This window comes from Streptomyces sp. NPDC056480, from assembly GCF_042795405.1.
Classification (GTDB): domain Bacteria; phylum Actinomycetota; class Actinomycetes; order Streptomycetales; family Streptomycetaceae; genus Streptomyces.
On record NZ_JBHTSA010000035.1, the window covers coordinates 48,877 to 70,791 of the forward strand.

The window sequence follows — 21,915 nt, forward strand, 5'->3', positions numbered from 1 at the left end:
GCATCAACGGGATCAAGCACCTCGGCAACATGGTCGGGTCGATGCTCCCGGCGGACGTGTACTCCTGGGATTCCGCCCCGGTGACGGGTCCTCGCCTGGCACGCTTGCCGACGTGAGCTACGTCGTAACAGTGGAAGCGTGCCTGCCCGAAGACGCCGACGAGTTGGACGCGCTGCAACAGGTCGGCGCGTCCGCACTCCTGGAGCACGGCTTCGACGCGGTGGAGGGGATCGAGGGGCCCGACGGGGTCGAGGTGGACGTCCTCGAGACGATCGTCGCCGTCCACCCGCGCGGGTCGATCGTCAAGGTGTTCGTCCATGCTCCCTCCCTGGAGACCGCGGAGGACGCCGTCGGCTCCGTCGCCGCGGAGGTCCTGGAGCGCTCCGAGCTCCTCGCCGACTGGGTGGTCGAGAGCAGCGAGGTCAAGCTCCACATCGATCTGACGCGCGAGAGCCTGGAGGCCGCCGACGGGCCGGACGCGCCGCCCAGCGACCTCGGGGCCCGCCGCGCCCGTCACACGGCGGGGTCCGGCCCCGGCGGCGTCGCGCATCCCGCCCACGCCCTCGACGGCGCCGACGACGGGAGCGGGGACGACGACGAGGGCCGGGACGAGCTCGAGGTCCAGATCCGTGCCCTGGCCCCGCGCCTGATCTCCTTCGGCCCTCTCTTCTTCGGTGACACCGACACCGAGGACCAGGGCGAGGACCAGGGCGAGGACCGGGGAGAGCACCGGGAGCCTTCGGGAGGCGGTGCGACGGTCGCCATCGCCTCCGAGGCCGCCATCGCCTCCGAGGCCGCCGAACTGGCCGCCGGAGCCCTGGTCTACGCCTCGGAGGTCCTCATCGACGAGCTGTACGACGACGTCCAGACCCTCGCCGACGAGGAGACCAACGTCGCGGAGTGCCGGGCCGAACTGTGGCACCTCGCCGAGCTGCCGCCGCGCTACGGCCTCGCGTACGACGAACTCTTCGCGCGCCGCTTCCTCGTGACCGCGATAGCCCTGACCACCCGGTTCACCGACGGGAGCTTCCGCGAGCTCGGCTGCCTCGCGGAGGAGCTCGTACTGAGACTGCTCCTGCAGCAGGCGCACTCCACGCTCGACCTGTACGGGCTCCTCGGCGACGACGTCGCGGAGGCCCTGGGCCGCTTCGCCGACGAGGTGTACGAGGACACGGACTTCGAGTGGCTCTACGACGACGAGCGGGACGACGTCGAGGAGGACCCCGCCCTCGCCGGCGCGGGCGTCACCCCGCAGGCCATCGGCACGTGGTTCACCCCCTTCGACGAGGACCGCTACGTCCACCCGTACGCCGTCGACGAGGAGGCGGGCCGCCAGAGCACCCACGACTGACCCGCCCTCGGCAGGACGCTGTCGGCCGGGGGTGCCCCCGGCCCGCTCACTCGATGGTGTGAACCTCGGGTGCGGACGTCCGCGGCGCGCACCCGCGCGCAGGCGTGCGCTCCGGCGGTCGGGGCGGGGGACGCGTGCTGCGCGTGCGCCGGGTGACGGTGGCCGGATCCCTAGACTTCCCGCACATGTCGCTCTGGCTGCTCAATCAATTCAGCACCTTCACCCTGGCCGTGGTCACCGTCGGCGGAACCGTCCTCGTCGCGGTGGCCGGCAGCGTGCTGCTGCGCCGCAGGCACCCCTCGCTGGCCGACGGCGAGCACAACGACATGGTCGGGGTGACCCTGGGCATGTTCGGCGCCATCTACGGGATCATCCTCGCCTTCGTCATCGTGACCCTCTGGACGCAGTTGGAGAGCACGCAGACCATCGTGGCCTCCGAGGCCACCGACGTCGCGCTCATCGCCCGCGACGCCGCCGCCTTCCCGCCCCCGGTCCGTGCCCGCGTCGACGAGGCGCTCAGCGGCTACGTCCACTCCGTCGTCGAGGTCCAGTGGCCCCGGATGCGGGAGGGGCAGCCGAGTTACGGGGCCACCGCCGCGAAGCTCCAGACCGTCTACGACGTCCTCCAGGCGTACGACCCCAAGACCCCGCGCGAAGAGGTCTTCTACGAGGAGGCCGTCAGCCACCTCAACGGCGTGGCCTCGCAGCGCCGGGCCCGCCTGACCATGGCCGAACAGGAACTGCCTCCGCTCCTCCAGGTCCTCGCCTTCGGCGGCGCCCTCGTCCTGATCCCGCTCACCTTCCTGTACGGCATGCGCAAGCTGCGGATCCAGCTTCTCTTCGTCGCCTCCGTCGCCGCCCTGATCGGCTTCAGCCTGCTCCTGGTCTTCGTCCTCGACCGCCCCTTCGCGGGCGAACTCAGCGTGAGTCCGGCCCCGTACAAGGAGGGGGCACTGGAGCGCTACTGGTAGCGGGGGTTCGGGCCGGTCCCGTGTGCAGGACGCGGAAACGTTCGGGCGCCGCCGGATCCCGGTCGACGACCTGGACCGGCGGCCACGCCCACTGCCACACGCCGGTGCCCGGCGTGCGGGAGAACCGGATCCGCCCGCGGGTGCCCTCGACGTCGACGTGCGGCCAGGACGCCGCGATGCCCGCGCGGTCCGTGCCGTGGGCGCGCAGCAGCTCGGCGAGGACGGTGACGGTGTCGTAGCCCTCGAAGGCGACGAAGGACGGCGCTTCGCCCAGCCGCTCGCGCAGGGCCGTCCCGACGCGGGCGCCGAGCGGACCGAGGCGCTCGGGCAGATAGCGGAGGAACGGGATCGCGGCGCCGTCGTCGCCGAGCGACGTCGCCCACGTGGCGAACTCCGGCTGCCCGGCCGGGGCGCCGATCAGGATCTCGGCGAGGCGCCGGTCACGGCGGACGGCCCGGACGAGCGGCACGGCCGGCTCGGGGTGGCCCACGAGAAGGAGGAGGGCGGTGGCACGCCGGTCGACGAGGGCGTCGCACACCGCCGCGGGCGTGAGCCCGCCCATGTCGAGCGGGACGACGGTGCCGCCGCGAGGAGCGAGGTGGTCCCGCAGGACGCGGGTCCCTGACGCCCAGTAGACGCTCTGCTGGGCGGCGACGGCGATACGACGGTGACCCGCGGCCAGGAGGAAGTCCGCGTAGATCCGCCAGCCGTGGGACTGCGCGGGGGCGAGGCGCGCCACCCGGTCCGTCGGCTCGTCGGTGAGCGTGTCGAGGACGGCCGACGAGCAGAGGTACGGCAGGCCGAGCGCGTCGGCCCTGGCGGCAGCGGAGCGGGCGACGACGCTGTGATACTCCCCGGCCAGCGCGGCCACGCCGAGCCCGGCGAGTTCCTCCACGGCCGCCGCGGCCCGCTGCGGGTCGGCCGCGGTGTCCCTGACCACCAGTTCGAGCGGCCTTCCGCGGAGCGCGCCGGCCGGTCCGCTGCCGGCGATCCCTCCGGCGTCGTTGACCTCGCGGACGGCCAGCTCGAATCCGGCGAGCAGGTGCCGGCCGGCCTCGACCCAGCCGGGCGGGGTCAGCGGAACGAGAGCGCCGATCCGGAGGGGCGGTCCTTCGGTCGGAGCTGCTCCGGGCGTCGAGTGAGTGATCATGCCGGTCATTGCACCCGCCACCGTGTCCCGCGGGCAAGCGGTCAAGCGACCACCGAAAGGACGGGGAAGGCGTGGTCCCGCCAGATCAGGCGGGAGGCCTCCTCCGGGTAGGCGGTGACGACGGGGGAGGTGTCGAAGACCTGGACGAGCCGTCGCCCGGTGTCGTACGCGGGCCAGCCGGGGTCGCCGTGGGCGGCGAAGGACGTCCAGGCGGCGCGCATCAGGGCGGACAGGGCCTCGGCCTCCTGGGACGGTTCCTCACCGATCAGCACCGCGGGCTGCCCCCGGTCCAGGTTGCCGAAGACGAGGGGTACGTCGAGGCCGTGGCAGGCGCCGAAGGCGCCGCCCATGCCGGGCGCGGCCCACGTCAGCTCGTACACGTGGGTGCGGCCACCGGCGGCCGCCTGGGCCTCGGCGAGGTGGAGCGACGGCATGCGGAAGAGCCAGTCGGAGTGGACGAGTTCGTAGAGGTCGTCCGGGTCCGCCGTCGGAAAGGCCTCGCGGTACCGGCGCGGGCCGTCCGGGCCCGGGGCGAGGAAGCGGAGGGCGGCGGCCGCCTGCTCCTCGCTCACCTCTCCGAGCAGGCCGGTGACCGCGGTGAACAGCCGCTGCTCGTGGCGGGTGTGGCCGACGAGGAGCTCGACGTCACGGCCGGCGCCGTCGGACAGGGCCTGCCACGGTGTGGTGGGCAGGATGTCGCCGTCGACCACCGGCGAGAAGGGGATCGTCCGGTACGCGGGCCGGCCCCAGCGGTCCGCCCGCTCGGCCATCGTGGCACCGAGCGCGTCGCCCGCGGCCGGCAGGTCGTACGGGGCGACGCCGGACAGGTCGGCCACGGTGGGCCGCAGTCCGAGTTCGGCGGCGCAGGCCGCGGCGATGTCCGAGGCGAGGCCGGGGGAGAAGTACGTGCCCTGCACGCTCTGCGCGACGGCCCGGCGGAAGAGCCCGGCCGCCCGGTCCATCGCGAGCAGCGCGGCGACGGAGCCCCCGCCCGCCGACTGGCCGAAGACCGTGACCCGCTCGGGGTCGCCGCCGAAGGCCCGGATGTTGTCGCGGACCCACTCCAGGGCGGCGACCTGGTCGAGCAGCCCGCGGTTGGGCGGAGCCCCCTCGATCTGCCCGAACCCCTCGATGCCGACACGGTAGTTGAAGGTCACCAGGACCACGCCGCCGTCCCGGGCGAGGCGGCCGCCGTCGTACTCGGGGAGGCCGGACGTCCCGAAGACGTACGCGCCGCCCTGGATCCAGACCATGACCGGCAGCCCGGCGCCGGGGGTCGGCTCGGGCGACCAGACGTTCACCGTCAGCCAGTCGTCGCCCGGCGCCTCCCGCGACAGGGCGTCCATGCCGAAATGACCGGCCTGCGGAGGCGGCGGCCCGTACGACACGGCCTCCCGCACCCCGCTCCAGCTCCGAGCGGGCCGGGGCGCGCCGAAGCGCAGCGCGCCGACGGGGGGCGCGGCGAACGGGATGCCCCGGAAGACCGCCACCCCCGCCTCATGCGTACCGCGGACCACACCGGCCACTGAGCGGACCTCGGGGCGGGAACCGGCCGGCCGGGGCGAGGGGGCGGGCCGGGATGAGGGGGCGGGCCCGGTCGAGGGGGCGGGCCGGGATGAGGGGGCGGACCCGGACGACGGGGTCGGCTCGGTCGGCTCGGACGGGGTGACGGCCATCGCGACTTCTCCCGGACGGGTGAGCGGGCTCGTGACGAGCACGGACCCTTCGAATGATCCGCCGGGTCCGGAAGCCACGCCATCCGTTTTCGCCCACCGCAGCCGTGCCCGCGCTGGTCTGCCTCGCGGGCATGGCCGTCATCATGTACGCGCCGCGCCGCGCCGCGCGGCGACCGACCCCGGCCGTCGGCCGACGGCGCGTCGAGACGGGCGACCGCGACCGGTGTCCGCGACCGCGACCGGTGTCCGCGACCGCGACCGGTGTACGCGACCGGTGTACGCCACCCGTGTCCGCGACCGGCGACCGGCGACGGGCACCCGCGACCGCGACTGGCGACCGGCACCCGCACCCCCGACCCGCACCCCCGACCGGTGTCCACTGCACGCGTCAGGGATCCGCCAGGGATCCGGTTCCCGGCGTCAGAGGACCGTCAGCGTCACCGTCACAGGTCTCCGCACGCCTCCCGCCGGGTCTTCCCTTGTACCCGACGAGCCGCGAGAGGAAGGCGTGACGGTGCGAGGACGAGTCGTGGTCGGGACGAACGGATCCCTGGGCAGCCTGGCGGCCCTGCACGAGGCCGCGACCCAGGCCCGGGCGCGGGACGCGGAGCTGGTGGTCGTCCTGGCCTGGCAGCCGCCCGGCGGCGGCTCCGGCAGCAGGGCCTCCTGCGGGCCCTCCGTGCTCGCCGACTGCCGGGACGCGGCGGCCGGGCTGCTGCGCGAGACGCTCGAAGCCTTCGGCGTCTGCCGGCCGGGTGTGACTCCGGTCGGGCTCCTGGTCCGGGGCACCCCCGGTGTCGCCCTCGTCGACGCGGTCCACGACCCCGGCGACCTCCTCGTGGTCGGCACCGGCTCGCGCGGGCTGCTGCTCAGGGTCCTGCGACCGTCGGTGGCCCGACACTGTCTGGCGCACGCCCCCTGCCCGGTTCTCGCGGTGCCGCCCAGCCCCCTCCAGGCCGACCTGGAGCATCTGGACCGCCTCGCGGACGGCGGGAACCGGCCGCGGCCGGTTCCCGCCGCGGGGTTCAGGGCGTGGCGCGGACGATGACGAGTGAGCCCTCGTACGTCGGTCGAGTGCGCAGGTTGCCGAAGCGCCCGTCCCAGGTGCCCGACGTCAGGTCGTGGCGCAGGGCGCGGTCGAAGCGTTCGCGGACGCCGTCGTCGACGAAGCTCCAGGCGGAGCAGGCCTGGCGGGCCGCAGGGTCGAGGAGCATCTCGGGGCGGCCGTAGTACGCCTCGTTGAAGGCGTCGGTGCAGTCGAGGGGGATCGGTACGGCCTCGACCGCGCACGATCCGCCGAGCGCGGCCGCGATCTCGTCGACGGGCGGGTGGCGGCGGGCCTCCGTGTCGAGGACCTCGGGCGCGTAGTCGTACAGCCAGAAGTCCCGTACCGTCGCCGGGTCGCAGGTGAGGACCACGACAGGGCCGCGGGTCACCCGGCGTACCTCGCGGAGACCGGCGGTCGCGTCGCTCCACTGGTGCACGCTGAACAGCGTCATCGCGGCGTCGAACTCGCCGTCGGCGAACGGCAGGTCCTCGGCGACCGCGTCGACGGCCCGGGTGAGGCGGAGCGGTCGCCGGGCACGCATCGACGCGGACGGCTCGACGGCCGTCACGGCGTCGGCGACGTCCTCGTACGATCCGGTGCCCGCACCGACGTTGAGCACGTTGCGGGCTCCGCCGAGGGCGTCGGCGACGAACTTGGCGACGCGTTCGTCCGGCCCGCGGTAGCCCGACGAGCCGCATCCGGTCGTGCGGTCGTCGACATCGTGGGCGCCGCCGTCGTACGGACGTGCCTTCATCAGCCATACCTCGCCTCGTGAGCAGGAACAGCGGGGCTGGTCGGAACGTGGGCGACGGTGTCATCGCCCGGCCGCCGCCGCTCCGCCCGTCGCTCGCACCATCCTGCATCTGCTGGCCCGATCCCACAATTGATTCGCGAATGCTTGGTGGATCACCCGTATCGGCATGCAAATGTGATGTGGAGGATTGGAGGTACCGACAGTGTCGGCCGTGTCGGCGGCGTCGATGCCGCGGCAACGGCGGCCGGTGCCGGTGCCGGTCAGTCGCGGCGCAGGGCCCGGGCCAGGAAATGCCCCGCGGCGTCCTCGTACTCTTCCAGGCGCCAGCCCGTCGACTCGAGGGCGGGCCGGAGGTTGTGCTCGGCCAGGAGGTCGTCGGGGTCGAGCGGGCGGTCGTGGCGAGCCGCACGCTCGGCGCGGCCCGAGGGGTGGAACAGGATCAGCACGGCGTCCGGGGCGCTGACACGGGCCCATTCGAGGAGCGTGGTCCGGGGGTGGGGGAGGTGGTCGAGGAGGCCTGCCGAGAAGATCCCGTCGACGGAACGGCGGGGCAGCGGGAGCCTGTTGCAGTCGGCCGCGAGGAGTTGGCCGTGACGGGTCCGGCCGTGCCGGGCTGCGGAGGCCAGCATGGCCGGCGTGACATCGATCCCCAGCACCCGGCCGGCCTGCCCGACCTGGGCCCGCAGTGCGGGCATCGCGCGTCCGGTGCCGCATCCGAGGTCCAGTGCCCGGTCCCCCGGCCGCAGCCGCATCCGGGTGACGGCGGACTCGTAGGCGGGCGCCTGGTAGGCGAAGCGACCCTCCCAGTCGTCGGCCCGGCGGGTGAAGAAGGCCCGGGTCGCGGTGTGTTCGGCCCGGACGGCCACGAGCGCGGCCCACCGGCGCAGCAGCCGCTCGCCCCACGGGCCGAGCGTGGCGTCGGTCGGGAAGCGCACGCCCCAGGCGCCGGACCCCAGACGGAAGGCCTGCTCCGGGTGTCCCGCGCAGGTGGCGAGGACGACGGCGCCCGCGGGGAGGAGAAGCGGGTCGCCGGCCGGTCGCCGCTCCGGCGGCGGGCTCCCGATGTCGACGAGCAGCGGGTCGGCCTCCGCGGCCGGCGTCAGCGTCACCGGGCAACCCGGATCGGCGGAGGGGACGTCGTGGCTGGGGGCGGACGGGGCGGCGATTCCCGCCAGCAGTCGCGTGCCGCTACCGAGTGCCAGAACAGGCACGTCCGCCGCGAGGGCTTCCCGGAGCAGGGCGTGCTCGGCGGTGGCCGGAAACGGCGGTACGGAGAGGACGAGCAGGCCCTCGACCTCGCTCAGGTCGACGGGTCGGTCGTCGCCGTCCGCGGTGACGCGTCCGACGGCCAGACCGGCTTCGGCCAGCACCTTGCCGACGTCGGCCGGAACCCCGGTCGACGCGTGCTTCCCCATGACCACGACCGCCATCACGCGCTCCTCACCTGCAAACCGGTCCGGGCGTCCTGCGCGCCGAACACCGCGAACAGCGCGCAGGACCCTCCTGGTCCGGCTGTTCCCGACGGCGAGAGCCACTCCGTCGCCGGGGCCGGTGCGAGCAGTGAATCAGCCACCACCCCGGCGTGACGACTGGATACAGACACAGAAACGGGCCTCGGAGGCCGAGGCCGGTACAGCGGATCATCCAAGAGGGGATCAGGCCCCTATGTATCACATCTGCAAGGTGATGTCGGGATCAAGTCTTGCTGATGCGGGATGCGGGATGCGGGATGCGGGATGCGGGGTGAGGGATGCGGGATGCGGGATGCGGGGTGAGGGATGCGGAGCGCGGGATGCGGAGCGCGGCGAAGCTCCGCGTCCCGCGCACGGGTTTCTGGAGGGTCGAGAATGATGCCGGCGCAAGGCGGGCGCACCGCGGGCGTGAAATCGGGGAGGCGGCGCGGTATTTCCGGTCCGAATCGCGAGGGGAGTCGGTGAAGGAATTCCCATTCCCGGACCGGCGGGGTGAAACGGCCCGCTGGACCGGCGACTTCGGCTGTCCGTCCGATACGCGAGGAGATTGCGCCCATTCGGCTGGTGAATGCGACGCGTCTTATCTGGCGGAATTCCCCCTCCGGTACGGTCGGTGATGATGCAGGTCACAGCAGTGGCGCCTGTTCCCGTTCCGGCTTTTGCGAGGCGTGTTCTCCATGACCCTGTCCATTCGTAACCAGCTCCCCGGCACCGTCACGTCCGTCACCGCCGGTGAGGCGATGGCCTCGGTGAAGGTGCGCCTGGCCGGTGGCCAGGACATCACCGCCGCGATCACGACCGACGCCGTCAAGGACCTCGGCCTGGCCGCGGGTTCGGCGGTCAAGGCGCTGGTGAAGTCGACCGAGGTCGCCCTCGCGACCGGCCCGGTGGAGGGCATCTCCATCCGCAACCAGCTCGCGGGCTCCGTCACCGAGGTGGCGACCGGTGGGGCCATGGGCTCGGTGAAGGTCTCCGTGGAGGGCGGCGAGCTGACCGCCGCGATCACCAAGGACGCCGTCGAGGACCTGGGCCTGAACGCCGGCACCTCCGTCGTCGCGCTGATCAAGTCGACCGAGATCTCCCTCGCCTCGGCCTGACCCGCGGGCACGTTCCGGTGCGTCGCCCCCGTGCGTCCGCGGCTCACGCCTGCCCCGCACCGGATGTGAACCGATCGGTGCGCGAGGGACATCCGGCCCGCGGTGACCGGAAACACCGGCGGCCGACAGTCGGGACCATGCTGCACGCACCTCGTACGGCCCCGGTGGCGGCGTCCACCCCGCCCGTACCGTCTCCGCCCGCGCCGTCACCCGCCGTACCGTCTCCGGCCGTGGCGCCGCCGTCGACGGCACCGCCCCGCGCGGTGTCGTGGGAGGAGGCCCGGACCAGGGCGCATGACGCCGGGCGGCCCTCGGCCGGGCGGCCGGTGCCCCTGCGGGAGGCCCTCGGGCGGACCCTCGCCGAGGACCTGCGCACCCGCCACCCCCTCCCGGCCTTCGACACGGCGGCCATGGACGGATTCGCCGTCGCCGCCGGACCGGGGCCCTGGACCGTCCGAGGGGCCGCCCGGGCGGGGGCGCCGTGGCCGGGCGCACTCGGGCCGGGCGACTGCGTGGAGATCTCCACCGGCGCGTGCGTCCCAGCGGGAGCGCACGCCGTGCTGCCCGTGGAACTCGCGTCGGTCTCCGGCAGCCGGGTGTCGGGAGACGCGCACCCCTCGGGCCGTCACGTGCGGAGGGCCGGCGAGGACGCCGGAGCGGGGGAGTGCCTGGCCCCCGCCGGAACCCAGGTCGGTCCGGCGCTGATCGGGCTGGCCGCGGCCTGCGGTCACGACGTCCTGACCGTGCGGCCCCGGCCCCGGGTCGGCGTCCTCGTCACGGGCGACGAGCTGGACCGCACGGGCGTCCCCTCGGCGGGGCGGGTGCGCGATGCGCTCGGGCCGCTGCTGCCCGGCCTGATCGACCGACTCGGGGGCGAGACGGTCGCGTTGCGGTACGTACCCGATCGTCCCGCCGCCCGCCTGACGGAGGAGCTGGCCGGCCTCGGTGACGTGGACGTCGTCGTGGTCACCGGCTCCACGTCGGTCGGAGTGACCGACCGGCTGCGGCGGTTGCTCGCCGACAGCGGCGCCCGCATGCTCGTCGACACGGTCGCCTGCCGGCCGGGCCACCCCATGCTGCTGGCCGAACTCCCCTCCGCCGGAAGGCTGGTGGGGCTGCCGGGCAACCCGTACGCCGCTCTCGTCGCCGCCCGTACCGTCCTCGGCCCGCTCCTCGCGGGCCTGTCGGGGCGCGCGCTCGGCACGCTTCCCCGGATGCCCGTACGGGGGCGGCTGCGGGCCGCACCCGGGCTCACCCGCGTGGTGCCCGTGTCGTGGGCCGACGGCGAGGTCGGGATCGTCGAAGGCCATCGCGCGGCCTTCCTGCGCGGTGCGGCGGTGGGCGACGCGCTGGCCGCGATCGGCCCGGAGTGGACCGAGGGCGACCTCGCACCGCTGCTGCTCCCGGGGGCGTAGCCGAAGGGGGACCCGCCCTCAGGACCTCGGCCGCCGCTGCCGGCCGCCCCAGGTCCGTCACAGGGGCACGATCGTCGCCTCCGTCGCCTTGACGCTCGTCCAGACGGACACCCCGTCGGCGAGGCCGAGTTCGGCCGCCGACTGGGGCGTGATCTCGGCGACGAGGTCAGGGGCGCGGTCGGAGGTGATCAGGACCCGCAGCCGGCTGCCGCTCGCCGTGATCTCGCGTACGGTTCCGGGCCAGACGTTACGGGGGCTGCCCTCCGGCTTCTCGCGGTGCACGGACACCGCCTCGGGCGCGACGATCGCGAGCGCGGGGGTGCCGGGCTCCGGCGGGTCGGTCGCGACCAGGGTGCCGCCGCCGTCCAGCGCGAGACCCTCCGGGGTCGCCGTGCCCGGCCAGGCGTTGCGGCCGAGCATGCGGGCGACCCAGGGGGAGCGGGGGTGCCGGGTGACCTCGACGGGGGCCGCGTCCTGGAGCGCCCGGCCCTCGTCGAGGACGAGGACGCGGTCGGCGAGCGACACCGCCTCGACCGGGTCGTGGGTGACGATCAGACAGACGCCGCCGAAGCCGCCGAGATGGGTGCGCAGGGTGTGGCGTACATGGGCGCGGGTGGTCTGGTCGAGCGCGGCGAGCGGTTCGTCGAGGACGAGGAGCCGCGGCCGCGCGGCCAGCGCCCTGGCCAGGGCGACGCGCTGGGCCTGCCCGCCGGAGAGCTGGGTCGGCCGGCGATGGGCGAGCGGGCCGACTCCGAGCCGGTCGAGCCAGGTCTGTGCCTCGCGGCGGGCCTCGGCCCGCGCGACGCCTTGGGCACGGAGTCCGTACGCCGTGTTGGCGAGGGCGCTCATGTGCGGGAAGAGCGCGCCGTCCTGGGGGACCCAGGCGACATGCCGTCGGTGCGGGGGCAGCGCGGTGACGTCCTCCTCGCCGAGCCGCAGTTCGGCGTGGGCGCGCGGGGTGAGGCCGAGGAGGGCGCGGAGCAGGGTCGTCTTCCCGGCGCCGTTGGGGCCGACGACGGCGATGGTGGTGCCGGGGTCGGCGGCCAGGGTGAGCCGGGTGAAGCCGGTGACGTCGGCGTGCAGCGCCCAGCGTTCGGCGTCCTTCGCCGTGGCGGGCGCGGGACGGGCATCCCCGCCCGAGACCGGCAGGTCACCCTGCGGGACCGGCGCGGGCTCCTCGGGCCCGGCCGCCGGGGCGGGGCGGGGGCGGCGGTCCGAAGGCGTCCCCGTCCACCTGCCGCGCAGGGCGATCAGTACGCCCATGGCGATCGCGAGGAGCAGGAGCGAGACGGAGGTGGCTGCCTCGGGCTCCTCCTGGAGCAGCAGGTAGACCTGGAGCGGCAGTGTCTGCGTCGTTCCCGGCAGGTTCCCGGCGAAGGTGATCGTGGCGCCGAACTCGCCCAGTGCCCGCGCCCAGGTGAGGGCCGCGCCCGCGATCAGGCCGGGCGCGACCATCGGCAGCGTGACGGTGAAGAAGACCCGTACCGGCGAGGCGCCGAGCGAGGCCGCGGTCTCCTCGTACCGCGGCCGCAGCCCGCCGAGCGCGCCCTCCAGGCTGATGACGAGGAACGGCATCGCGACGAACGTGGCCGCGATCACCGCCCCCGACGTGTGGAAGGGGAAAGTGATGTCGAAGGTGCTCTCGAACCAGGGCCCGAGGAGCCCGCGCCGGCCGAAGGCGAGCAGCAGCGCCACACCGCCGACCGTCGGCGGCAGCACCATCGGCAGCAGGACGAGGGAGCGGACGAGCGCCTTGCCGGGGAACGGCACGCGGGCCAGCAGCCAGGCGAGCGGCACGCCGAGGACCAGGGAGAGCCCCAGCGCCCAGAACGACACCACGAGGGAGAGCCTCAGCGCCTCGACCGTGCCCGGTGAGCGCAGGTGGTCGGCGAGTTGGCCCCACTCCGTCCGGACGAGGATGCCGAGCAGCGGCAGGGTCAGGAACGCCACGGCCAGGAGCGCGGGCAGTGCGAGAGTCAGGGGCGGCCGGGTGCCGGCCGTACGTACGCCTGCTCGTTTCATCGTTGACCCCGAAGACATGAAGGAGGAGGGCTGTCCGTTCCCCCGGGACGGACAGCCCTCACGATCTGGTGATCCCGGACGGTTACGGCTTCTGGAAGCCGGCGTCCTGAAGGATCTTCTGGCCTTCGGGCGAGGAAAGCCAGGCGACGAACGCGGCGGCCGCCTCGGCGTTCTCGGAGTCCTTGATCGTGGCGGCCGGGTACTTCGCGATGGCGTTCTGGTCGTCGGGGATCTCGACGGCGTCGACCTTGTCGGCGGCGCTCGCGGCGTCCGTCTTGTAGACGAGGCCGGCGTCGGCCTCGCCGAGCTCGACCTTGCTGAGGACGGCGCGCACGTTCGGCTCCTGGGAGACCGGCTTCACCGTGACCTTCTGGGCGTCCAGGATCTGCTTGCTGTACTTGCCGGCGGGGACCTCGGGGGCGGCGAGGACGACCTTGAGCTTGGTGTCGGCCAGGTCCTCGAGGCCGTCGACCTTGAAGGGGTTGCCCTCGCCGGTGGCGATGACGAGCCGGTTCCTCGCGATGATCGCGGGGGTGCCGGTGTCGGCCTTCACCTTGTCCATGCTCTTGGTGTCGGCGGTGACCAGGACGTCGGCGCGCGAACCCTGCGAGACCTGGGCGACGAGCTCCTGCGAGCCGGCGAAGGAGAAGGTGACCTTCGTGCCCGGGTGGGACTTCTCGTACGCCTTGCCCGCCGTCTTGAAGACGTCGGTGAGCGAGGCGGCGGCGAGGACGATCAGGTCGGCCGCGGGCGCGCCGCTCGCGGAGCCGGTGGCGGAGGCGGACGCCGAGCCGGAGGGGCCGGCGGCGTCCGCCTTGGTGTCGTCGCTGTTCCCGCAGGCCGCGAGCGGCGCCAGCAGGGCCGCGGTGAGCACGGCGGCGGCGGTACGGCGTCTGGCGGGGGTGAGGGTGAGAGACATGAGGGTCTGGACTCCTTGATGGGAACGGAAGATGCGGTGGGAGGCGGCCGCGCCGACGGCCGAGCTGCGCGGTACTGCGTGAGGGGTGGTCAGGTGCGATCGATGTGCACGCTGGTCGACTTCACGCGGGCGGTGGCCTGCATGCCGACTTCCAGTCCCAGTTCCTCCACGGCCTCACGGGTGAGGAGGGAGACGAGCCGGTGCGGACCGGCCTGGATCGTGACCTGGGCCGCGACGTCGCCGAGCCTGATCGCCGTGACGATCCCCGGGAACGCGTTGCGCGCCGAGGTGTACGACGCGTCGTCGTCGTAGCCCTGCGCGATCTCCACGGAGAACTCCGCGAGCGACTTCCCGTCGATGACACGCCGACCGCTCTCGTCGCGGTGGGTCGCAACCCTCCCCGCGTCCGCCCAGCGCCGCGCCGTGTCCGGGCTGACGCCCAGCAGACGAGCGGCCTGCCCGATCGTGTAGGACTGCATATGCGACACCGTAGGCCGTGTGCGATCTCATCTGCAACAAAGTCGTGGGACTCTCCATCGCGAATGAGAGGGCGGTTGGAGGAAGTGACGAGAGAGGTCGACGATGTCACCGGGTGATACGCGGGTCTCAGACCTCGGACCTCGCCTGTCGGTCGAGGGCGAGCCAGACGCGGTCGCGGGTCACCGGCAGCTCGGTGAAGCGGATGCCCGTGGCGTCCCGCAGGGCGTTGGCGAACGCCGGGCCGACCGGGTTGAACGGGCTCTCGCTCATGGACTTCGCCCCCAGCGGGCCGATCGCGTCGGACGTCTCCGTGAAGTGGACCTCGGTACGGGGGACGTCCGCGTACTGGGGAAGCCGGTAGCGGCGGAAGGCGGCCGTGGTGACCTCGCCGCGTTCGTCGAGCCGCACGGTCTCGAAGAGGGTCGCGCCCAGCGCCTGGGCGACCCCGCCCTCCACCTGGCCGCGGCACTGCATCGGGTTCATGACCTTGCCGGCGTCGGCGGCGTGCACGCTGCGCAGGATGCGGATCTCGCCGGAGCCGGGGTCGACGGCGACGCGGAACCACTGGGCGTTGAAGGCCACCGAGCGCGGCGAGCCGCCCCAGTGCCCGTCGGCCGCCAGCTCCTCCGCCGCGCCGAGCGCGTGACCCGCCTCGTACAGCTCCTTCAGGGTCACCGTACGGCCGGCGCAGTCGACGGACTCGGCGCCGAGCACGCACAGGTGGCGTGCCACGCCGGAGTGACGGGCGGCGAGGGTCCTGAGCCGTTCGGCGAGGGAGGTCGCGGCGAGCAGGACGGCCTTGCCGGCGACGACGGTGCCGGCGGAGCCGAAGGCGCCGGTGTCGTGGCGGACGACGTCGGTGTCGGACTGACGGACGGTGAGGCGGTCCTCGGTGGTGTGGAGGGCCCCGGCGGTGATCTGCTTGTGGACGGTGGTGGTGCCGTTCCCGAACTCGGCGGTGCCGACGGCGATGTCGTACGTGCCGTCCTCCAGGAGCGACACGCGGGCGTCGGCGTAGTGGCCGCCGGGCGGTCCGGTGGCGATCATCGCCATCGCGGTGCCCTGGCCGACCAGCCAGCCCGCCGGTGCCTCCTCGGCGCTGCGGTCCTCGGCCAGCGCCTTCCGGACGACCGACAGACACTGGTCGAGGCCGTAGGAGGCGATGTACAGGTCCTCCTCCTCGCCGATCGGGCTGTGCATGCCCTCGCCCGGCCCGATGATGTTCTTCTCCCGGAGGACGAGGGGGTCCATGCCGAGGCGGCGGGCCAGTTCGTCCATGACGGACTCGACGGCGAAGGTGACCTGGCCGAGGCCGTAGCCGCGGAAGGCGCCCGCCGGGACGGCATTGGTGTAGACGGAGAAGGCGTCGACCTTCTTGTGCGGGGCGCGGTAGACCGCGAAGGACTCGCCGACGCTGTGGAACATCACCGCGGGGCCGTGGTTGCCGTACGCGCCGGTGTTGGACACGACCCGCATCTGCACGGCGGTCAGCGTCCCGTCGGCGCGGGCACCCACCTTGATGCCGATGGTGAACGGGTGCCGGGTGGTGGCCCCGTAGAACTGCTCGGCCCGGGTGTACTCCAGCTTCACCGGCCGGCGCAGCTTCAGCGCGGCCAGCGTCACGATGTCCTCGGTGAGCATCTCCTGCTTGCCGCCGAAGCCGCCGCCGACCCGGCCCGCGACCACGCGCACCTCGTCCTCCGGCAGGCCGTACAGCGCGCACAGGGCCCGTCGGGTCAGGAACGGGGTCTGGGTGGAGGAACGCACGGTGAGGCGCTCGCCCGTACCGGCCCCCTCGCCGTCCTTCGGCTCGAAATAAGCGACGCAGCCGTGGGTCTCCAGGCTGGCGTGCTGCACGCGCTGGGTGCGGAAGGTCTCCTCGTACACGACGTCGGCCTCGGCGAAACCCCGCTCGACGGAACCGATCTCGCCGTGGACCTCGCCGGCGACGTTGTTCTCGACCCTGGCGATCCGCACCTCCGGCCCCTTGCCCGCGTGCAGGACGGGGGCGCCGGGACGCATCGCCTCCTCCGGGTCGGTGACGTACGGGAGTTCCTCGTACGTCACCTCGACGCGCCGGCAGCCCTCCTCGGCGGCCTGCTCGCTGTCGGCGACGACGGCGGCGACCCGCTGCCCGACGTACCGGACGACGTCGTCCAGGACCCGGGTGTCGTCGGGGTCCTCGGTGGGATGCTCGTGCCGGGCGGAGGAGTACAGGGTCGCCGGTGCGTCCTCATGGGTCAGTACGGCGTGGACGCCGGGGACCCTGAGCGCGGCCGAGGTGTCGATCGCGAGGATCCGGGCGTGCGGGTGCGGGGAGCGCAGCAGCTTCATGTGGAGCAGGCCCGGCACCTCGACGTCGAAGGTGTAGCGGGCGGTGCCGGTCACGACCTGCGGTCCCGCCGGGGCGGCGACGTTGCGGCCCACCGCCTGTCCCGCGCAGGGCCGTTCGGTGTGCTTCACACCGCGGACTGCGTCCTCGATCGCCCGGTAGCCGGTGCAGCGGCAGATGTTGCCCTTGAAGGCGCGGGGGAGATCGTCGAGCTTGCCGTCGTCGTGCGCGGAACCCCGCTCGGCTTCCAGCGCGGCGGTCGTCATCAGGAAGCCGGCCGTGCAGAAGCCGCACTGGTACCCCTGCGCGTCGAGGAACCTCTGCTGTACGGGGTGGAGTTCGCCGTCCCGGGAGGCGAGCCCCTCCACCGTGGTGACGGACCGGCCCCCGGCCCGCACGGCGGGGTAGAGGCAGCTGTGCACGGGCGCCCCGTCGACGTGGACCGTGCAGGCCCCGCAGTCCCCGGCGTCGCAGCCCTTCTTCACGCCGAACCAGCCGCGCTCGCGCAGATAGGTGCGCAGACACTGGCCGGAGCGCGGCTCGGCGTCGAACGGGCGTCCGTTGACATGGAGTTCGAAGCTCATCGGGCACCTTCCTCGGAGTCGTGGGGTGTGGTGGGCGCGGTCAGTTCGCGGCGGACCTCCTCGGCGAGGCGCAGGCCCATGTGCCGCCGCCACTCGGGCAGTCCGTGGATGTCGTCGAACCACTCGGATCCGGACACCGCGCTGTCGATGGTGGTCCGGAGGTGCTCCGCGGAGGGCGGCAGCGGGAACCAGAACCGGAACGGGCGGGTGGTGGCCGCGGTCACCGTCACGGCGAGCGAGCCGTCCACCGGATCGAGCGCCCCGATCACCAGGGCGCCGGACCGGCCGAGTCCGTACAACGACGCCTGCCGGAAGGCCGTACGGCAGTCCAGCGCGCGTCCGGGCAGCGTCACCGAGCGCAGCAGCTCCCCGTCCGCGAGGTCCTTGACGCCCGCGCCCCGGATGAAGTCGGCCACCTTCACCTCCCGCGTGGAGCCGTCCTGCGCCTGCAGCAGACAGCTGCCGTCCAGGGCGGCGGTGAGCGAGATCATCGGCCCGGCCGGGAGGCCGTTGCAGAGGTTCCCGCCGACGGTGGCCATGTTCCAGATCTTGAACGAGGCGAGGAAGGCCCGGCAGCACTGCTCGAAGAGCGGTGCCGCCGGGGAGCCGAGGGAACGCCGTCCGAAGCGGGACAGCTGGGTGATCGTGCAGGTCGCCGCGATCTCCAGCGAGCCGTCCGTGTGACGCGTGAGGGGCTCCCAGCCCATCCGGCTCAGATCGACCAGCCGCCGCAGGTGGGGCTGGGGCTCGGAGAACAGGTACGTCCCGCCCCCCAGCCACGCGTCCCCGGGACGCCAGGGCTCACGCAGACGCGCGTCCCTCACGTCCGTGATCGTGTTCAGATCCATCCCCACCACTGCCTTCCGACCGGTGCCTTCAGGCCAGTGAAGCCCGGCGGGGACCTGCCGCACGACTGGACGGGAACCCGGAAAACATCTACCTCCCGTCGCCCCGTGCTGGACGATCAACCAAGAACGGTTCTCAGCCTTTACCTTGGCATCTACGATGCATCGACTCGCATTCGCCTCGTGAATGTGAGTGCGGGCCACTCCCGCGACCGCGCAAGGAGCCACGCATGCACGTCGACCACCTCCTCCGCCTCGACCGTCTGGACCTCTCCCTCGTGTGGGGCGACCGGTCGCTCCTCGGCCAGGAGATCGCCGGGGTCACCGCGACCGACCTGGAGGACCCGGAGCGCTTCCTCCAGCCGGGCGAGGTCGTACTGAGCGGACTCGTGTGGTGGACCCCGGACGGCACACCCGCCAAGACCGACCACTTCGTGTCGGCCCTGCGCCGGGCGGGAGCGGTGGCACTCCTCGCGGGCGAGGAGACCCACGGGCACGTGCCGCGCGAACTCGCCGACGCCTGCCGCAGACACCGCGTCGCCCTGATCGCCGTACCCCCGCACACCAGCTTCCGGGACATCACCGAAGCCGTGTACCTGCGGCAGTGGGGCGACCTCAGCCGCCGCCCCACCGGGCACCACGCCCTCCCGGAGAACGTCCGCCTCGACCTCGACCGCGCCCTGGAGACCGGCGCGCCGGTCGGTGAGCTGCTCGACCGCGCCTTCGCCCATCTCGGTTCGCCCGCCTGCCACTTGATCACCGCCAGCGGCCGCACCGTCACCCGTACCGGCGGCGCGCCGGAGCTCCCCGTCCGGGCGGCCGCGGAAGCCCTGCGCGGCGGGCAGGGCACCACGCTGCGCGTCGAGGCCGAGAGCACGGACTTCGACACCTGGTACCTGCACCTGCCCGAGGCGGGGCAGGTGCCCCCGCGGGTCCTCCAGGAGATATCCGAACTCCTGGGCCGTCACCGCCGCCGCCTGGACCGGCAACGGGCGGCACGCGGCCCCGCCGCCGCCCTGCTGGTGGAGGCCATCGGCGCCCTGCGCGTCGACACCGACCGGCTGCGGGGCGCGCTGGCCTCCTGCGGTCTGGGCGACCGGACGGCGTACACGGTGGTCGTCGCGTCCCTGGAGCCGAACGGAGACGCCGGCGCCGACGGCATCGCCGCGCTCACCGAGGCGCTCGGTCATCTGACGTCCGTCGCGTTCGCCGTCGCTCCGTGCGCCGGAGACGAGGTGGCGGCCGTCCTCGCCCACGAGGCCGCCGCCGAGACCGCCGCCGCCGACATCGCCGACGCCACGGGGGACCGCCTGCGCGAGGTGTGGCCCCTGGTGCGGGCCTGCCGTCCGGAGAGCACCTGGCAGGCCGGCCTGAGCACACCCGTCACGACGCCGACCGAGCTGAACACCGCGCTGACGCAGGCCCGTTACGCCCTCGCGGCGGCCCGCGCCGCGACGCCTCCGGCTCCACGGGTCGCCGGGCTCCGCGACCTCGACGGCCTCGCCCTGCTGCTCGGCGGCATCCCCGACGCCGTACGGGAGGTCTACCGCGAGACGGTCCTCGGACCCCTGCTGAACGGCGGGCGGTCGGGGACCATGCTCCTGGACACCCTGGAGGTCTTCCTGGCGCACGACTGCTCCTGGACGCGGACCGCCGAGGCCCTGCACATCCACGTGAACACGGTCCACTACCGCGTCGAACGCATCGAGACCCTCACCGGCCGGGACCTCGCCCGCCTCGACGACCGGGTGGACCTGAGCGCCGCACTCCTCTGCCGCTGACCCCGCGCGAGGGCCGCGGCCGTCACGGCAGGTCGATGTGCACGCTGGTCGACTTCACCCGCGCCGTCACCGTGACCCCGACGTCGAGCCCCAGCTCCTGGACGGCCTCCCGGGTCACCAGGGACACCAGCCGGTGCGGCCCGGACTGCACCTCCACCTGCGCGGCCACGTCGTCGACGCGCACCCCGGTGACGATCCCCACGAAGGAGTTCCGCACCGAGGTCGACACCTCGTCCTCGGGAACGGCGTGCAGCCCGGCCCCGCGCTCCTGCGCGAAGCGCGCGAGCCCGACCCCGTCGATCACCCGGTTGCCCGAGCCGTCCCGGTCCATGCGCAGCCGACCGCCGTCCGCCCACCGGCGAACGGTCTCCGAACTCACTCCGAGCAGCCGCGCGGCCTGCCCAATGCTGTACGACGGCACACCCGCACTCTAGGTCACACCGGAGCCTCCGCGTCGCGGGCGTCGCCACTGGGTTCGGGGTCGGTGGCGATACCGGACGCGGCGGGCGACGAGCGTCTGGACACCCTGCAGAACGTCATCGCCACGGGCCGGGCCGGGCTGCTGTCCGTCGTCCCGGGGCGCACCACGACGCTCAGGGCGAACGGCCGGGCCTGTGTCTCCACCCGCCCGGAGCTGCCGGCGCAGTTGACCGCGGTGGGCAGGCCGCCGGCCAGTGCGCTGGTCGTGGGGGTCGAGGAGGTGCGGAGGCGGACTCGCTGAAGTGCCGGTACGAGTGACGGGCTGAACGCAGCCGGCCGGGGAGGCGATCAGCGGCACGACGTGGGCCCGCTGCTCCGCCGCGACCCGTCGCCCCGGTTACGGGTGCCTGGCGCCGCCCGCCTCTGTTTCACGAGGGTCGGCGGCAGGCGGGTTCCCCGCCCGCGGTTCCCGCCGCAGTTCTCTCCGCAGGGCGCGCAGCGCGGCGCGTTCCTCCGCGCGTCGCCGCAGCCAGGCACGCCGTCGCCTGCGCGTGACGAAGAGGAGAAGGGCCAGGGCGAGGACGCCGGCGGCGGCGAGGGCGGCGACGAGCCAGGGGAAGAAGGACAGCCGGACCGTGTCGCTGTCCACGGTCTTCGCCGCGCCGCCGGGAACCGTGGCGGTCACCGAGGCGGTGACCGCGCGGCGGCCGAGAGCGGGAAGGCCGGTCACGCGGCCGGTGATGGTGGCGCTTCCGCCGGGGATCACGTAGATCCCCGTGGGGGTGAGCGGGACGGTGCGCGGGGAGCCGCCGCCGGTGATGCGCAGCGTTCCGGCGAAGGTGTAGAGGACGTTGCCCGTGTTGCGTACGGTCACGGTGAACTCCTCGCCGTCGCCCGCGGGCCGGTGCTCCAGTTCCGTGAGGGAGACCTGGAGGTCGGCGGTGCCGGGGACGGTGAGTTCGACGAGCCGGGCGATACGGGTCTCGGTGTTCACCCCGCCGCTGACCGCGGGGGTGCGCAGCGCGGTGACCAGGCTGCCGAGATAGCTCCCCGGCGGGGTGCCGGCGGGGACCGCGAGGGAGAAGCGGACCGTGGCGCGGCTCTTCGGCCGCACGGTGACGGTGGCCGCGGAGTCCAGCTTCAGCCAGGCCCCGACCCCGCTCATCCGCTGGCCTTCCTGCGCGGGCGCCAGGCCGCCGCCGGCCGCGTTGGCGACGTCGGCGGCGTAGACGTGGAAGGTCCGGGCCTCGTCGCTCTCGTTGTAGACGACCGCGGAGTCCTCGATCCGGGCGCCGGCCTTGAGCGCGTATCCGAAGTGCCCGCCGGTCAGCGTCGTCAGACCGTAGAGCCCGGCCCGCACGCCGAACGGTGCCTTCGCGGCGGATTCCGGCGGAGCGGGTGAGGGTACGGAGGCGGGCGGGGGTACGGAGGCGGGCGAGGATGCGGAGGCGGGCGGGGGTGCGGAGGCCGGAGCTGCCTGCGCGCCCGGCGCCAGAGCGAGCACGAGGCCCGTGAGGAGGAGGCTCCACAGGGCGGGGAACCGTCCCCGGCGGGCGGCGGTGGCACCGCCCCGGGCGCGCAGACAGGTGTTCATCGGA

Annotated in this window: 16 protein-coding genes and 2 pseudogenes; 7 read left to right on the top strand and 11 right to left on the bottom strand. The window is 73.8% G+C overall.

Going from position 1 to position 21,915, the window contains the following annotated elements; genetic code table 11:
* The first annotated feature begins 112 nt into the window (after positions 1-112).
* Together ACFQ79_RS17880 and ACFQ79_RS17885 are read left to right on the top strand one after the other, a co-directional pair.
* Entirely contained in the window at positions 113-1,351 is a 1,239-nt protein-coding gene (locus tag ACFQ79_RS17880; protein WP_383584374.1) for a hypothetical protein, read from the top strand.
* A gap of 185 nt (positions 1,352-1,536) precedes the next feature.
* On the top strand, positions 1,537-2,322 hold the full coding sequence (locus ACFQ79_RS17885; protein ID WP_383584376.1) for a DUF4239 domain-containing protein: 786 nt from the start codon (positions 1,537-1,539) through the stop codon (positions 2,320-2,322).
* On the opposite strand, the gene ACFQ79_RS17890 is transcribed toward ACFQ79_RS17885, so the two are convergent.
* Positions 2,270-3,472, bottom strand: a complete 1,203-nt coding sequence (locus ACFQ79_RS17890; RefSeq protein ID WP_383584378.1) for an ABC transporter substrate-binding protein — start codon at positions 3,470-3,472, stop codon at positions 2,270-2,272. The two genes, ACFQ79_RS17885 and ACFQ79_RS17890, sit on opposite strands and share 53 nt — an antisense overlap.
* A 41-nt stretch (positions 3,473-3,513) precedes the next feature.
* Positions 3,514-5,007: pseudogene (locus ACFQ79_RS17895) on the bottom strand (carboxylesterase/lipase family protein); the annotation flags it as partial.
* 670 nt (positions 5,008-5,677) lie between these two features.
* Here ACFQ79_RS17895 and ACFQ79_RS17900 point away from each other — a divergent pair.
* A complete protein-coding gene (locus tag ACFQ79_RS17900) occupies positions 5,678-6,196 on the top strand; it encodes a universal stress protein (RefSeq protein ID WP_383584380.1) in 519 nt (172 codons plus the stop codon).
* Here the strand turns inward: ACFQ79_RS17900 and ACFQ79_RS17905 are convergent.
* Both ACFQ79_RS17905 and ACFQ79_RS17910 read right to left on the bottom strand, forming a co-directional pair.
* Complete coding sequence (locus ACFQ79_RS17905; protein WP_383584383.1) at positions 6,174-6,950, bottom strand: class I SAM-dependent methyltransferase; 777 nt, start codon at positions 6,948-6,950, stop codon at positions 6,174-6,176. The two genes, ACFQ79_RS17900 and ACFQ79_RS17905, sit on opposite strands and share 23 nt — an antisense overlap.
* A gap of 260 nt (positions 6,951-7,210) precedes the next feature.
* Positions 7,211-8,380 (bottom strand): methyltransferase domain-containing protein, encoded by a 1,170-nt coding sequence (locus ACFQ79_RS17910; protein ID WP_383584385.1) that lies wholly within the window; start codon positions 8,378-8,380, stop codon positions 7,211-7,213.
* 719 nt (positions 8,381-9,099) lie between these two features.
* On the opposite strand from ACFQ79_RS17910, the gene ACFQ79_RS17915 reads away from it, so the two are divergent.
* On the top strand, positions 9,100-9,519 hold the full coding sequence (locus ACFQ79_RS17915) for a molybdopterin-binding protein (protein ID WP_383584387.1): 420 nt from the start codon (positions 9,100-9,102) through the stop codon (positions 9,517-9,519).
* A 137-nt stretch (positions 9,520-9,656) separates the two neighbouring features.
* Entirely contained in the window at positions 9,657-10,934 is a 1,278-nt protein-coding gene (locus tag ACFQ79_RS17920; RefSeq protein ID WP_383584390.1) for a molybdopterin molybdotransferase MoeA, read from the top strand.
* 57 nt (positions 10,935-10,991) lie between these two features.
* On the opposite strand, the gene ACFQ79_RS17925 is transcribed toward ACFQ79_RS17920, so the two are convergent.
* The 5 genes from ACFQ79_RS17925 to ACFQ79_RS17945 all read right to left on the bottom strand — a co-directional run bounded on the left by ACFQ79_RS17925 (position 10,992) and on the right by ACFQ79_RS17945 (position 18,119).
* A complete protein-coding gene (locus ACFQ79_RS17925) occupies positions 10,992-12,956 on the bottom strand; it encodes an ABC transporter permease (RefSeq protein ID WP_383584392.1) in 1,965 nt (654 codons plus the stop codon).
* A gap of 82 nt (positions 12,957-13,038) precedes the next feature.
* Positions 13,039-13,875 carry a molybdate ABC transporter substrate-binding protein gene (modA, locus tag ACFQ79_RS17930; protein ID WP_383584394.1) on the bottom strand — a complete coding sequence of 279 codons (837 nt, stop codon included), beginning with the start codon at positions 13,873-13,875 and terminating at the stop codon, positions 13,039-13,041.
* Positions 13,876-13,964: 89 nt separating this feature from the next.
* Positions 13,965-14,354, bottom strand: coding sequence for a molybdopterin-binding protein (locus tag ACFQ79_RS17935; protein WP_383584396.1), 390 nt, complete (start codon positions 14,352-14,354; stop codon positions 13,965-13,967).
* Between the two features lie 127 nt (positions 14,355-14,481).
* Complete coding sequence (locus ACFQ79_RS17940; protein WP_383584398.1) at positions 14,482-17,271, bottom strand: molybdopterin-dependent oxidoreductase; 2,790 nt, start codon at positions 17,269-17,271, stop codon at positions 14,482-14,484.
* Positions 17,268-18,119 carry an FAD binding domain-containing protein gene (locus ACFQ79_RS17945; RefSeq protein WP_383584400.1) on the bottom strand — a complete coding sequence of 284 codons (852 nt, stop codon included), beginning with the start codon at positions 18,117-18,119 and terminating at the stop codon, positions 17,268-17,270. The genes ACFQ79_RS17940 and ACFQ79_RS17945 overlap by 4 nt, the downstream gene beginning before the upstream one ends.
* A 227-nt stretch (positions 18,120-18,346) precedes the next feature.
* Between ACFQ79_RS17945 and ACFQ79_RS17950 the strand changes: the two genes are divergently transcribed.
* On the top strand, positions 18,347-19,897 hold the full coding sequence (locus ACFQ79_RS17950) for a PucR family transcriptional regulator (protein ID WP_383584402.1): 1,551 nt from the start codon (positions 18,347-18,349) through the stop codon (positions 19,895-19,897).
* A 22-nt stretch (positions 19,898-19,919) separates the two neighbouring features.
* Here the strand turns inward: ACFQ79_RS17950 and ACFQ79_RS17955 are convergent, their stop codons facing one another.
* Entirely contained in the window at positions 19,920-20,318 is a 399-nt protein-coding gene (locus ACFQ79_RS17955; RefSeq protein WP_383584404.1) for a molybdopterin-binding protein, read from the bottom strand.
* Between the two features lie 54 nt (positions 20,319-20,372).
* Between ACFQ79_RS17955 and ACFQ79_RS17960 the strand changes: the two are divergent.
* A pseudogene (locus ACFQ79_RS17960) lies at positions 20,373-20,600 on the top strand (pyridoxamine 5'-phosphate oxidase); the annotation flags it as partial.
* Positions 20,601-20,714: 114 nt separating this feature from the next.
* Here ACFQ79_RS17960 and ACFQ79_RS17965 read toward each other — a convergent pair.
* Entirely contained in the window at positions 20,715-21,911 is a 1,197-nt protein-coding gene (locus ACFQ79_RS17965) for a hypothetical protein (RefSeq protein WP_383584406.1), read from the bottom strand.
* Positions 21,912-21,915: the final 4 nt, after the last annotated feature.